Annotated in this window: 10 protein-coding genes; 6 read left to right on the top strand and 4 right to left on the bottom strand. The window is 46.3% G+C overall.

Features of this window, described 5'->3' with window-relative positions; all coding sequences use genetic code 11:
* The first annotated feature begins 88 nt into the window (after positions 1-88).
* Both FHW36_RS04590 and FHW36_RS04585 read left to right on the top strand, forming a co-directional pair.
* Positions 89-1234 carry an amidohydrolase family protein gene (locus FHW36_RS04590; protein ID WP_145662918.1) on the top strand — a complete coding sequence of 382 codons (1146 nt, stop codon included), beginning with the start codon at positions 89-91 and terminating at the stop codon, positions 1232-1234.
* A gap of 9 nt (positions 1235-1243) precedes the next feature.
* Positions 1244-2347, top strand: a complete 1104-nt coding sequence (locus FHW36_RS04585) for a mechanosensitive ion channel family protein (protein ID WP_145662915.1) — start codon at positions 1244-1246, stop codon at positions 2345-2347.
* A 98-nt stretch (positions 2348-2445) separates the two neighbouring features.
* Here FHW36_RS04585 and FHW36_RS04580 read toward each other — a convergent pair whose 3' ends face one another.
* From FHW36_RS04580 to FHW36_RS04570, 3 genes are all read right to left on the bottom strand, one after another.
* Positions 2446-2952, bottom strand: coding sequence for a thioredoxin domain-containing protein (locus FHW36_RS04580; protein ID WP_145662912.1), 507 nt, complete (start codon positions 2950-2952; stop codon positions 2446-2448).
* Positions 2953-2962: 10 nt separating this feature from the next.
* Entirely contained in the window at positions 2963-3331 is a 369-nt protein-coding gene (locus FHW36_RS04575; protein ID WP_246121071.1) for a MerR family transcriptional regulator, read from the bottom strand.
* 303 nt (positions 3332-3634) lie between these two features.
* Complete coding sequence (locus tag FHW36_RS04570) at positions 3635-4606, bottom strand: M23 family metallopeptidase (protein ID WP_145662909.1); 972 nt, start codon at positions 4604-4606, stop codon at positions 3635-3637.
* 352 nt (positions 4607-4958) lie between these two features.
* Here FHW36_RS04570 and alaS point away from each other — a divergent pair, with 352 nt between their 5' ends.
* Positions 4959-7577: an alanine--tRNA ligase gene (alaS, locus tag FHW36_RS04565; protein WP_145662906.1), complete on the top strand. Its 2619-nt coding sequence runs from the start codon at positions 4959-4961 to the stop codon at positions 7575-7577.
* 206 nt (positions 7578-7783) lie between these two features.
* Positions 7784-8806, top strand: a complete 1023-nt coding sequence (locus FHW36_RS04560; protein WP_145662903.1) for a PDZ domain-containing protein — start codon at positions 7784-7786, stop codon at positions 8804-8806.
* Here FHW36_RS04560 and FHW36_RS04555 read toward each other — a convergent pair whose 3' ends face one another.
* A complete protein-coding gene (locus tag FHW36_RS04555) occupies positions 8807-10222 on the bottom strand; it encodes an aldehyde dehydrogenase (protein WP_262713372.1) in 1416 nt (471 codons plus the stop codon).
* A 76-nt stretch (positions 10223-10298) separates the two neighbouring features.
* Between FHW36_RS04555 and gatB the strand changes: the two genes are divergently transcribed.
* The gene (gatB, locus tag FHW36_RS04550; RefSeq protein WP_145662898.1) at positions 10299-11747 is read left to right on the top strand and encodes an Asp-tRNA(Asn)/Glu-tRNA(Gln) amidotransferase subunit GatB; all 1449 of its coding nucleotides are present in this window, start codon (positions 10299-10301) and stop codon (positions 11745-11747) included.
* 52 nt (positions 11748-11799) lie between these two features.
* Positions 11800-12954 (top strand): TlpA disulfide reductase family protein, encoded by a 1155-nt coding sequence (locus FHW36_RS04545; protein ID WP_222428989.1) that lies wholly within the window; start codon positions 11800-11802, stop codon positions 12952-12954.
* The last annotated feature ends 59 nt before the right edge of the window (positions 12955-13013 follow it).

Here is a 13013-nt window from a genome sequence, read left to right as displayed (position 1 = left end):
ACTTTTGAGTAGCCTCCCCAAACCGGGAAGTGATACTGCCAATCGGGTTGCAAAATTAACACCATTAACTTAATTAAACAGCAGGTAATTGAAACAGATCAAATTAAAAGGAAAGGATATATTTAACGGCACCCGGCTGCTGGGCCCCGACAACGTACTGCTACTCCATGAAAACGGCGTAGTGGCGGGCATTGTAGCGGCATCAGATGCCGGAGATAGCGTACAGGAACTGGATGGTATTTTGTGCCCGGGGTTTGTTAATACCCATTGTCACCTGGAATTATCACATATGAAAGGCGTAATCCCGGAAAAAACCGGCCTTCCGGCCTTTCTGACCCAGGTAATGCAGTCCCGTAACCAATATACCGGCAACATCAACGAGGCTATCGACAGGGCCGAACAGGAAATGTGGGATGCCGGCATTTCCGCCGTGGGAGATATTTGCAACGGCACCACCACCCTGGTAAAAAAACAACAGGGCAGAATGTACTACCATTCTTTCATCGAATGTATGGGCGTAGCCGATGCCGGCGCCCAAGGCCGATACCAGTATAGCCTGGATGTATTGGCTTCCTTCCGGGAAATCAATGGCAGCCACCATCAATGCGCCATTGTACCACATGCTCCCTATTCCGTTAGCCAAACACTATTTGGCCTGCTTGGCAATACCCCCGATAATACACCCGTAACGATCCACAACCAGGAAACCGCAGCGGAAAATGAATTATTCCGGCACAAAACAGGCGATTTCCTCCGTTTTTATCAACATTTCGGCATGGACGTAAGCACGTTCCAGCCTACCGGGACCAACAGCCTGGAAGCCTGGCTTTCTCACTTCTCCCAAAATAAAATATTACTGGTGCACAACACCTTTACCACGGAAGAGGATATACGCTTTGCACAACAACAACCCCTGGAAACCTGGTGGTGCCTATGCCCACAGGCCAACCTGTATATAGAAGACCGCCTGCCAGACATTCCGCTGTTCCGTCGCCTGCAATGCTCCATTACATTGGGTACCGACAGCCTGGCTTCCAACCACCGGCTATCCATTTGGGAAGAAATAAAAACCATCCGTCACCATTTCCCGGAAATTCCGTTGGCAGAAATCCTGCAATGGGCTACTTTTAACGGCGCAAAGGCCCTGAACATCCAGGATACCTACGGCAGTTTCAACACCGGTACCAAACCAGGTGTGATATTGATTAACCAGGAAAGCAGTAGAATAATTTAGCTGTAACTTATGAATGACTTTTTGAACGAAGTATTTTTAGACAACACCATCCGGGATTATCTCGTATTGATCGGTGTTTTATTGTTTGTATTCATCGTAAAACGATACGTGTCCAAAGGACTGGCCGCCATCCTTTTCAGGCTGGTGAAGCACTGGTCGCCGCAAATCGATGAAAAAGACTTTGTCAACCTCCTGTTAAGACCACTGGAATATTTCCTGTTGCTGATCACCTTTATGCTGACGATCGACCGGTTTACTTTTCCGCGTTTACTGAACGTACATGTATATGGGAAAGTGACCGTGCAAAATGTAACCGATACCCTGCTGGAGCTGGCTCTGAGCATGAGTATCATCTGGATTGTGTTGCGGTTGATCGACTTTGTGGCCCTGGTGCTGGAAAAAAAGGCCGATCTCACAGAAGATAAAACCGATAACCAGTTTATCGTTTTCTTCCGCGATTTTTTCAAGGCTATCATATTCATTATGGGAGCCATTGCCTTTGTCCGCATCCTGTTTGGTAACGGGCTGGTAGAAAAGATTATCGCGGGTTTGGGTATCGGTGCTGCGGCCCTTGCCCTTGCTGCCAAAGAAAGTATTGAAAACCTGATAGGCTCCTTTATCATCTTTTTCGATAAACCATTCCGTGTAGGCGATAGCGTTAAGGTAGATACCTACCAGGGATCTGTAGAAAAGATAGGACTGCGTAGTACCCGCATTCGTACCCTGGAAAAAACGTTTGTAACCGTGCCTAATAAAAAGATGGTGGACAGTATCCTGGACAACCTGTCGCTCCGCACCCAGCAACGGGTGGCGCTCAAAATGGAATTTGGCACCGATACGCCGGCGGAAAACCTGCTATTATTTCTACAGGATGTACGGCAACTTTTAAAAAACGATGCTAATGTACTGGAAGGCTTTACCGTAAACCTCCATGATTTTACAAAAGATACTTACGTAATCCAGGTCATTTTCAATACTTACATCATCGACGGCAGCCGCTACGCGGCGCTGCGGGAGAGTATTAACCTATCGATCATCAAACTGCTGGAAACCCGGGATATTAAATTACCCACGACTTCCACCAATGTAACGATTACGGATGAACGAAGATAAATAGTCGCTAAAAAGAGGAAGGGCGTTATGTTGCTGATGAAACAACATAACGCCCTTCTCTTTTAATAATATCTGTAACTATAGCAGTTACTATGTGCTTACTCTTTATCCTTTTCTTTCTTGCTGCTGCTTAATAAGATGCGGGAGATATCGGCTTCTACAGACTCTTTAGGAGCGCCTACTATCCGGCCTTCTTCTTTTCCATCTTTAAAGATGATGATGGTAGGCAGTTTCTTCACTTTGTAATCCACTGGTGCATCTGACTGCAGTTTCTGATCGGCGCCAAACATCACTACCTGTTCATCGGGGCTGCCACCGGTAATCATCACTTTATAGAGCGCAGGCACTACTTCGCGGCTGGTTTGATCCCAGGTGCCCATTACCACTACCATATTGAAGCCGCTGCGATTGGCTTTAATATAATTGAGCATATTGTCGTTGGGTTCATAGCTGTTGACACCTTTATAGAACCAGGTGGTACCGGGATCATTCATTAATGTCTTCATATCTATCTTACCTTTCAGTACCTTGTCATTGTCATTCTGTGCCCAGGCCAGCGTGGAGAAAAGCAGGCTGCCACCCAGGAGTAATGTTTTCAAACGCATAATGATGTTTTTATAATTGATCTTTCAGTTCCGTTAAGAAACCCCGTACCTTCAGCAAAGCTTGTACCATTTCGAAATTACGGGCTGCCAGCTTGTGATCTTCCTTCAGTTTTTGCTTGGCTCCTTCAATGGTATATTTTCTTTCCCGCAGCAGGTGATAAATTAGTTTGAGGTGCTGAATATCTTCCTGCCGGAAAAGGCGATCGCCTTTACGGTTCTTTTTGGGTTGCAGTATATCAAATTCATTTTCCCAATAGCGGATAAGTGAAGTATTCACCTTAAACATGGCTGCAACCTCACTGATCGAATAATACTGCTTATCTAGTATTAATTTATCCAGTTCCATAATCAGATCCGGGTCCTCCGATAGCTCTTTCAATGATTTACGACCCCGTTTTTTCCCGACTATGTCGGGGACCACGGTAGCTTTTTTGCTTTTTGCCTTAACTTTTACTTTAGCTGGCACTGTTACCGCTGCTCCTGTAGGATGCGGTATTCCAGATGTCGAAAAAAGATCTAGCTGGTGCATCGGAGTAAAAAAACGAGGTGACAAATATCTTTTACGAAGATGAAGTTAAGCTTTTCGTGGTAAGCTTTACCTTTTTTGTCACTTGTTTTTTGGTCGGGACCAGCAGGTCAGGATTTATAACTGCTTAAAAATGAAAGCCTGTTGCCGGAAATACTAGTCAAAGGACTGGTTGCCGGACCTGGCCATCTTGAGCATACGGTCAAACTGTTCGGGGGTGAGATCATTAAAGAAGAAGTATACGGGATCCACTTTTTCCCCATTTTTCATTACCTCGTAGTGGCAGTGAGGACCTGTAGATTTACCGGTACTACCTACCCAACCTAATACGTCGCCACGCTTAACTGCCTGGCCGGCCTTAACCTTCATGCGCAGCATGTGCCCGTAGAGGGTTTTGTAACCATAGCCATGGCGTATTATTACGTGATTGCCATATCCTACATCGCTCAGGCTGGCGTCTTCTACCACACCATCGCCGGTAGCATAGATGGCCGTGCCGCTGGGCGCTGCAAAATCCAGTCCCGCGTGATATTTCATGGTTTTATAGATAGGATCTATCCGATAGCCGAAACCAGAGGCAATGTGTTTAAGATCTTTATTGGATACTGGTTGAATAGCGGGAATAGAAGCCAGCATCTGCTGCTTGTTCTTCACCATTTTATCAATCTCGTTATAGGAAGTTTCCTGGGCTTTAACGCGGTTGGTCAGTTCTTTCAGCAATACAGAGGTAGAGGCAATAATTTCGCTACTGGCAAAGGATTGCAGCTGGGCAGCTTCCTCATCGCGTTTGATTTTACCCATACGGGCGCTATCCGGAATAGGAGAGGCTTCGAAGATAACCCGGTAAATTTCATTGTCCCTGTCTTCCAGCTCGGCCAGTTTGCCCTTCATTTCTTTCATACGACCCTGTAAGGCTTCGTACTTTTCCCTCATCCCTTCCAGGTCGCCCCGCAAGGACTTTTCTTTGGGAGAGTCGACCACCCGGTAGGCGATGGAGAGGAAGATTGCCCCGGTAACGATAGCCGCAGACACAAATCCCAATATCCGGAGGATCTTTACCCGCAGTGATACTACGAGCTTTTCATATTTTAATGTTTGGGTATTATAAAAATATTTAACCTTCTTCATGCACCAGGGTATACTTTATGCGCCATAGTGCAGTGAACGCTATGACAGCAGATTTATTTCATGGGAGTCAAACATCCGGATGTTATTCGTTGGCATTTTTCCCCCCTTAACTATTTTTGCCGGGTTACATAACCTGTTTTGCATAATCATACAGGTTTCAATATTTTTGCACTCCCTTTAACACGGCGGGAAAATAAGGCGCACAAACCTACTGTAATTAGATTAAAACATCAACCTTTTGAATGTCAATTTTCTAACTACTTTATAAGGGCTTGAAATACAGTAACAAGCCCAAAGCAGGTTAAATCGCCCTTATAAGATATAAAATACATATTAATTTGTATCAATATTTATGACAGCATCTGAAATAAGACAGCAATTCCTGGACTTTTTTGCCTCCAAAGGACACCAGATTGTGCCCTCAGCGCCAATCGTTATTAAAAACGATCCCACGCTGATGTTCACCAATGCAGGTATGAACCAGTTTAAGGATTATTTCCTTGGAAACCGGGTGCCTCCCCACAAAAGAGTGGCGGATACCCAAAAGTGCCTGCGGGTAAGCGGCAAGCAAAATGACCTGGAAGAAGTAGGTATTGATACTTACCACCACACCATGTTTGAAATGCTCGGCAACTGGAGCTTTGGCGACTACTTTAAAAAAGAAGCTATCGCCATGAGCTGGGAACTGCTGACAGAAGTATATAAAATACCGAAAGATAAGCTCTATGTGACTGTTTTTGAAGGAGATGCAAGCGAAAATCTCCCCAAAGATGAAGAAGCCTATAACTTCTGGAAGGAACATGTTGCGGAAGACCGCATCCTATTGGGAAACAAAAAGGATAACTTCTGGGAAATGGGAGATATGGGTCCCTGCGGTCCCTGCTCTGAAATTCACGTGGATTGCCGCCCGGATGAAGAAAGAAAACAGGTAGACGGTAAAACCCTGGTGAATGCGGATCACCCCCAGGTGATTGAAATATGGAACAACGTATTCATGCAGTTCAACCGTCAGAAAGATGGTTCATTGGTGCCTTTGCCTGCCAAACACGTGGATACCGGTATGGGACTGGAACGATTGGTGAGAGTATTACAGGGCAAAACTTCCAACTACGATACAGATTTGTTTACCGGTACTATCCACTATACAGAAGGTCTTACCGGCAAGAAATATACCTTCAGTGACAGTAAAAAAGACGTGGCTTTCCGTGTAATAGCCGACCACGTTCGCGCGATATCGTTTACCATCGCCGATGGACAGTTACCCGCCAGCAACGGAGCAGGTTATGTTATACGTCGCATTCTCCGCAGAGCTGTGCGCTATTATTACTCCTTCCTGGAGGTAAAGAAACCGCTGCTGCATGACCTCGTACCCGTGTTGGCGGCACAATTCTCCCACGTATTCCCTGAATTACAACAACAGGTGGATTTTGTGAGGAAAGTAGTATTTGAAGAAGAGAATAATTTCCTTCGCACTCTGGAAAGTGGAATCCGCCGCATCGAAGACTTCATGCAGCAAGCTACCACCAAACTGATCGATGGCGCTACTGCATTTGAACTGAACGACACCTACGGGTTCCCATTGGACCTCACCAATCTCATTGCCGCTGAAAATGGTTTTACAGTGGATGAGAAAGGCTTCGAGGTAGCGATGAAACAACAGAAAGATCGCTCCCGCGCAGCCACTGAAATGGATACTGGCGACTGGGTTATCCTGGACGAAACCCCTAACTCTGTTTTCGTAGGCTACGAACAGCTGGAAAGCAATACCAAGCTGCTAAAATACCGTACCGTAAAGGCAAAAGGTAAAGAGCAGTTCCAGCTGGTACTGGGCCAAACGCCATTCTACGCAGAAAGCGGCGGACAGGTAGGCGATACCGGTGTGCTATATTTTGGAGACGAGGTAGTGCATGTAACCGATACCAAAAAAGAAAACAACCTGACCATACACTTTGCAGATAAACTGCCAGCACAACCTGCTGCAGCGGTAAAAGCAGTAGTAGCAAAAGATAAACGCCACAATACCGAGCGTCATCACTCCGCTACGCACTTGCTGCATGCAGCTTTACGTAAGGTGCTGGGCACACATGTTGCCCAGAAAGGTTCCCTGGTAAATGCAGAAGCGCTACGTTTCGACTTCTCTCACTTCGCCAAAGTAACGGATGAAGAATTAGCACAGATAGAAACGATTGTAAATGAAAAGATCCGCGAAAATATACCGGTAGTGATTCGTGAATTGCCCAAGGAAGAAGCGCTGAAGCTTGGCGCCATGGCCCTGTTTGGCGAAAAATACGGTGATGTGGTGCGTGTGGTAATTATAGATCCCGCCTATAGCGTGGAATTGTGCGGTGGTACACACATCAGTTCTACCGGCGAATTGGGTCAGTTTAAATTTGTATCGGAAGCCGCAGTTGCCGCGGGCGTTCGTCGCGTGGAAGCAGTTACCGGCGCCCAAGCAGCCGCTTTTGTGAACGAACAACTGCAGCAGTTGAAAGAAATTAAAGCCGCGCTGAAAAATCCGAAAGAAATTGTTAAGTCGGTAGAAACCCTGTTGCAGGACAAAGCCGCGCTTGAAAAACAGCTGGAAGCCCTGGAACAGGAGAAAATACGCGCCCTGGCAGCCAGCCTGCGTAACCAGGCAGAACAAATCAATGGCATTAATTTCCTTGGCCAGGTGGTGAACGTCAGCAATGCAGAAGGATTAAAACAACTGTCCTTCCAGTTGAAAAATGAAATCCCTGATCACGTACTGCTGTTTGTGGCCAACATTGGTGGTAAAGCCAGCATCGCGCTTTCTATTGATGAAAAACTGGTAGCAGCCAAAGGCTGGGAAGCGCCTAAAATCATCAAAGAACAGATTGCTCCCCTGATCAAAGGCGGTGGTGGAGGCCAGAAAACCTTTGCTACAGCCGGTGGACAAGAAACCGATAAGCTAGACCAGGTGGTGTCAGCAGTGAAGAAAGTGATTTCCTAAAAGCGAAAAGCTGAAAGCATAACGCGAAAAGCTATTGTGGAGAATGATCTTAGCGGATATTTAAAATTCGCTTTGTCCATTCTCCACAATAGCTTTTCGCTTTATGCTTTCAGCCTGCTGCTCTATTTTAACTTTTTCTTTCCTTTCCCACCCTTTAAATTTGTTGCATTAGTTTAAATTTAGTCAACAAAAAACGCTTAAATACCATGACCAGGTTACTGCAAATTCTCACATTGGCAGGCTTTTCCTGCTTCACCATGAGCGCGGTATCTGCGCAATCCCAAACGCCTTCCAAAGACCAGATGGGCGAGTTTGATGAAATTGTTATCAAACATAAAAGTGATAAAGATGGAAAGGTAACAGTAGAAATCAAAAATGGCGACATCCTGGTAAACGGAGAAAAGATTGATCAGTACAATGATCCTAACCTATCTGTTTTCCGCAGGAAAATTACACCACGCAATGGCAATACGCTGAGCTTCGATAGCGACAACCCGCGCGATAATTTCAGCTTGTTTAACGATGATGATAGTGGTAGCGACAATATGCCATTGCCCGTAAATAAAGCCATGCTGGGAGTGATCACGGAGAAAAAAGCGGCAACCGGTGTTACGGTAAAATCCGTTGCCAAAGGGACTCCGGCCGACAAATCTGGTATTAAACCCGGGGATATTATCACCGCAGTAGGCCCCGATAAAATAAATGAACCGGCCGAATTGTATGAAGCTATCGGCAAGCATGCACCATCAGATGAAATAACGATCACCTATATACGCGATGGAAAGCCGAAGAGTGTTATTGTAAAGCTGGAAGCCAGGAAAGACCTGGGTACCAGTGAGGGCTGGAACAATCTTCCTCCGAGAAATATGCCCCGTAGTTTTAGCTTCCCTTCTCCTTATCCACGCGGAGAACAGCCATTTGGCTATGGTTGGCGCCACCAGGCAGACGAAGGTGAAAAGCTGGGTTTGCAGGTACAGGATACCGAAAACGATGAAGGCGCCGTGGTAATAGATATTGCACCGGGATCGGTGGCCGCCAAAGCCGGTTTCCAGAAAAACGACATCGTAACTGAACTGGCTGGCACGCCTGTAAAAAATGTAACCGATCTTTCCGGCGCTTACCGCACCAACCGGGAAAAGGGCCAGTTTTCCGCCACTGTAAAGAGAAATAATAACACTACTACCTTAACTGTTAAAGTACCGAAGAAGCTGAACAAGGCTGACTTATAGCTATTTCATCAACATCTTCATTACTTTCAGTTTATTTTTAAACGGTGGGTACTTCATAGGAACATCCAGCCAGGTACCGGTTTTCAACATTCCCTTCTGGTGGGTAAAGGTATCGAAGCTGTATTTACCATGATAACGGCCCATACCACTATAACCGGCGCCTCCGAAAGGCAGCTCAGGGTTAGTGAGATGTACCAGGGCATTGTTAACACAGCCACCACCAAAGCGCACCTGCTCTATCAGCATCTTCTCTGTTTTTTTACTCTTCGTAAAAACATAGAGGGCAAGCGGATAGGGCAATTTTTTTATAGCCAGTATGGCTTGCGACAGGTCAGTATAAGTGAGTATGGGTAATACCGGACCAAATATTTCTTCCTGCATCACCGGATCTGACCATTCCACATCTTCCAGCAGGGTAGGGGCGATATACAGGTTATCCCGGTCTTTTTGCCCGCCATGTACAATATGGCCTTCTTCCAGGTAGGCTGCTACCGTGTCAAATCGCCGGGTATTGATCATCCGGGCATAATCGCCACTGCTGGCGGGATTATCTCCAAAAAATTCTACAATAGCTGCTTTCATGGCCGTTACCAGTTCATCTTTTACCCGCTGGTGTACCAGTAAGTAATCAGGCGCCACACAGGTTTGGCCTGCATTCCAGAACTTGCCCCAAACAATACGTTTAGCCGCTACCGTTATATTTACCTTTTCATCCACCACGCAGGGCGATTTCCCGCCCAGCTCGAGGGTAACAGGCGTCAGGTGTGGCACCGCCATCTCCATAATCTTTTTCCCTACCGGTATACTACCCGTAAAAAACACATGATCAAAACGACAATCCATTAGCATAGGAATTACTTCCTGGCCATCGCCTTCTACCACCGTAACATATGCGGGTTCAAAAGTGTCTGCAATCAGCTCTTTCACCACCTGGGCCGTATGCGGCGCCATTTCAGACGGCTTTATGATAGCACAGTTACCACCAGCAATAGCCCCCAGCAAAGGGCTGATCAGCAGCATAAACGGATAATTCCAGGGCCCTATGATCAGGGTGAGTCCCAATGGTTGCTTATACACCCGGCTGCTGCTGGGATAGGTGACAAAGGGGGATGTCACCACTTCCGGCTCCATCCATAGTTTCAATCCCTCGAGTATATAATTGATTTCTTCATATAAAAACCCTATTTCACTCCCGTAAGATTCAACGGGATGCTTGTGCAGATCGGCCTTCAGGGCTGCTGTAATTTTATCTTCAAACTTTTGAATGCCTTTTTTCAGCCGCTTCAGCTGTGCTTTCCGGAAAGCATAAGGCAGGGTAATACCCGCATCGAAATAAACCTGTTGTGCCTGATAAAGCTGGGTAATCTGGGCCTTGCTGATCATAGGGAATTTTTTAATAGATGATGTGTATCTCAATTTAGGGATTTATTGGCACCAAATAGCCTGAAATCACGGTATTATTTGAATATATTTGTGGCAATCAGTACGGAACATGAGCGATATATACAGCAAATATGAAACAGTGATCGGGCTGGAAGTGCACGCCCAGCTGCTTACCGACAGTAAATTGTTTTGTAGCGACAGCGCGGCTTTTGGCGGCGCTCCTAATACCCATATCAGTCCTATTACCATGGCGCACCCAGGCACCCTGCCCCGGATGAACCGTAAAGCGGCTGAATATGCCATTAAACTGGGCCTGGCCTGCCATTGCGAAATTGAAAAAGAGAACTATTTCGCCCGGAAGAATTACTTCTACCCGGATCTTCCCAAAGGCTATCAGGTGTCACAGCATACCGCCCCCATCTGTAAAGGCGGCTATATCAGCATTATTACCGATGCCGGCAGCCGGAATATACAACTAAACCGCATTCACCTGGAAGAAGATGCCGGTAAACTACTGCATGACCAGGACCCTGACTACAGCTATGTAGACTTGAATCGCGCGGGTGTTCCCCTGGTAGAAATTGTTACCGAACCGGATATCCACAGCAGCGACGAAGCCTATGCCTACCTCACCGAAATGCGCCGCCTGGTACGTTACCTGGGCGTATGTGATGGTAATATGGAAGAAGGCAGCATGCGCTGTGATGCCAACATCTCCGTACGTTTAAAAGGAGCGACTACCCTGGGAACCAAGGTAGAAGTGAAAAATATGAACTCTATCCGCAACGTAAAAAGGGCGATAGACAACGAAGTAAAAAGACAGATAGACCTGATCGAAGCCGGCGGTACCCTGGTGCAGGAAACCCGCAGCTTCGACGCATCTAACGGCAGCTCGTTTTCACTCCGCTCCAAGGAAGAAGCCAACGACTATCGTTATTTCCCGGAGCCCGACCTGGCGCCATTTAAGCTAACAGACGAATTTATTGACAGCATAAAGGCCACGTTGCCTGCCCTGCCGGAAGAACTGATCCTCAAATACACCACCGAATTTGGCTTGCCCGAATATGATGCCCGTGTAATTTGCGACGATAAATCTACCGCAGACTACTACGAAAGCCTTATTGCCGTTACTTCCCAGTATAAAGCAGCTGCCAACTGGATGCTTGGCCCTGTAAAATCCTGGCTCAATGAAAATGCCATGGAAATAGGCCGGTTCCCGGTAACACCTGCTGCCCTGGCATCACTCATTAGTCTTACCGACGCCGGTAAAGTGAGTTTCTCCATTGCCTCCTCCCGGATATTACCGGAAATGATACAGGCGCCGGCAGACCCGCTGGAAATAGCCACCAGGTTGAATTTACTGCAAGATAACAATGCCGATAATATCTCTCCCATTATTGACGAAGTACTGGCGAAATACCCCGATAAGGTGGCTGCCTTTAAAGCAGGAAAAAAGGGATTAATGTCGCTGTTTGTAGGAGAAGTAATGAAACTATCCAAAGGCAAGGCAGATCCGCGTTTAACCAACGAATTGCTGGCAGAAAAGCTAAAAGGATAAATTGTCCTATCTTGAGGAACGTAGGTTTGATGAATGTTCAAAAAACAATAGCATGAAAAAATACTTATTATGGATTTCCGCAGGTGTTTTCCTGGCAGGATGTGCCCAACAAACTGAAAAAGGTGAATTTAAAATAGACGGACATCTTAATAACCTTCCGTTAGGACCAGTGGTATTGGAAGAACTGACCCTGGACAACGTGAAAGTAGTGGATTCCACCAGCGTAAAAGATGCCAGCGGTAAATTTACGTTGAAAGGCATGGTGGCTGAACAGGGACTATACCGCATTCGCTTCGACAACGGCAAATTTTTATTGCTGGCACTGGATGCCGGCGATATGAAGATAGATGGAGACGTAGATAAACTGGATGATGTAAAAATCAGCGGCTCTGACGCAACATCCGAACTACAGAGCTTTATGACTACCATCAGCAAAGAATCTATCGGGCTTACCGAAGAAATGCGTAAACTGGATAGTCTCCATGGAAGCGTACCAGACAGCGTTTTCCAGCCGCAAGTGACAGCTATGCAGAAAAAACAGAAGGACTTTGAAGAAGGTTTCTTCCTGATGGCCGACAAAACTAAAAACCCCGCCAATGCTGTATTTGCGATCAGCCAGGTAAGAAGCGGAGAAGAAATTATTGCACACAAACAAGTGCTCGCCAATCTCACTAAACGCTTTCCTAAAAATACGCTGGTAAAAAGTATGACCGATAAAATTGCGGAACTTGAAAAATCCCAGGGAAGCGGCGGTGATGCAGCCGGTGGAGAAGAACCCAGCAGCGCGGTAAAAGTTGGCCAGGTAGCGCCTGATTTTTCATTACCGGATCCCTCCGGCAAAATGATCAGCCTCAGCTCATTCCGTGGTAAATATGTACTCGTTGATTTCTGGGCCAGCTGGTGTGGTCCCTGCCGCCAGGAAAACCCCAATGTGGTAAAAGCGTATCAACAATTTAAAGGAAAGAATTTCACGATCCTGGGCGTTTCATTGGATAAAACCAAAGACAAATGGCAACAGGCTATTAAAGATGACGGCCTGGCCTGGAACCATGTAAGTGATCTTAAATTCTGGGATTCAGCGGTAGTGCCTTTATATGGTATCAACGCCATTCCCACCAATTTCCTGCTGGATCCACAGGGAAAAATTATCGCAGCAAATCTGCGAGGCCCTGCGCTGGAAGCTAAACTCCGGGAAGTACTGAAATAAATAACCTACTATATAAAAAAAGCTCACCTGTATCCAGGTGAGCTTTTTTTATGCTTGTT

The organism is Chitinophaga polysaccharea (genome assembly GCF_007829335.1).
Classification (GTDB): domain Bacteria; phylum Bacteroidota; class Bacteroidia; order Chitinophagales; family Chitinophagaceae; genus Chitinophaga; species Chitinophaga polysaccharea_B.
The sequence above is the reverse complement of the archived record's forward strand: the minus strand, read 5'-3'. Positions and strand labels throughout refer to the sequence as shown.

What these genes read in the sequence shown, in the direction of transcription:
- FHW36_RS04585 (WP_145662915.1), top strand. Translation starts at nt 1,244, where the DNA reads ATGAATGACTTTTTGAACGAAGTATTTTTAGACAACACCATCCGGGAT.
- FHW36_RS04580 (WP_145662912.1), bottom strand. Translation starts at nt 2,952, where the DNA reads ATGCGTTTGAAAACATTACTCCTGGGTGGCAGCCTGCTTTTCTCCACG.
- FHW36_RS04570 (WP_145662909.1), bottom strand. Translation starts at nt 4,606, where the DNA reads ATGAAGAAGGTTAAATATTTTTATAATACCCAAACATTAAAATATGAA.
- alaS (WP_145662906.1), top strand. Translation starts at nt 4,959, where the DNA reads ATGACAGCATCTGAAATAAGACAGCAATTCCTGGACTTTTTTGCCTCC.
- FHW36_RS04560 (WP_145662903.1), top strand. Translation starts at nt 7,784, where the DNA reads ATGACCAGGTTACTGCAAATTCTCACATTGGCAGGCTTTTCCTGCTTC.
- gatB (WP_145662898.1), top strand. Translation starts at nt 10,299, where the DNA reads ATGAGCGATATATACAGCAAATATGAAACAGTGATCGGGCTGGAAGTG.
- FHW36_RS04545 (WP_222428989.1), top strand. Translation starts at nt 11,800, where the DNA reads ATGAAAAAATACTTATTATGGATTTCCGCAGGTGTTTTCCTGGCAGGA.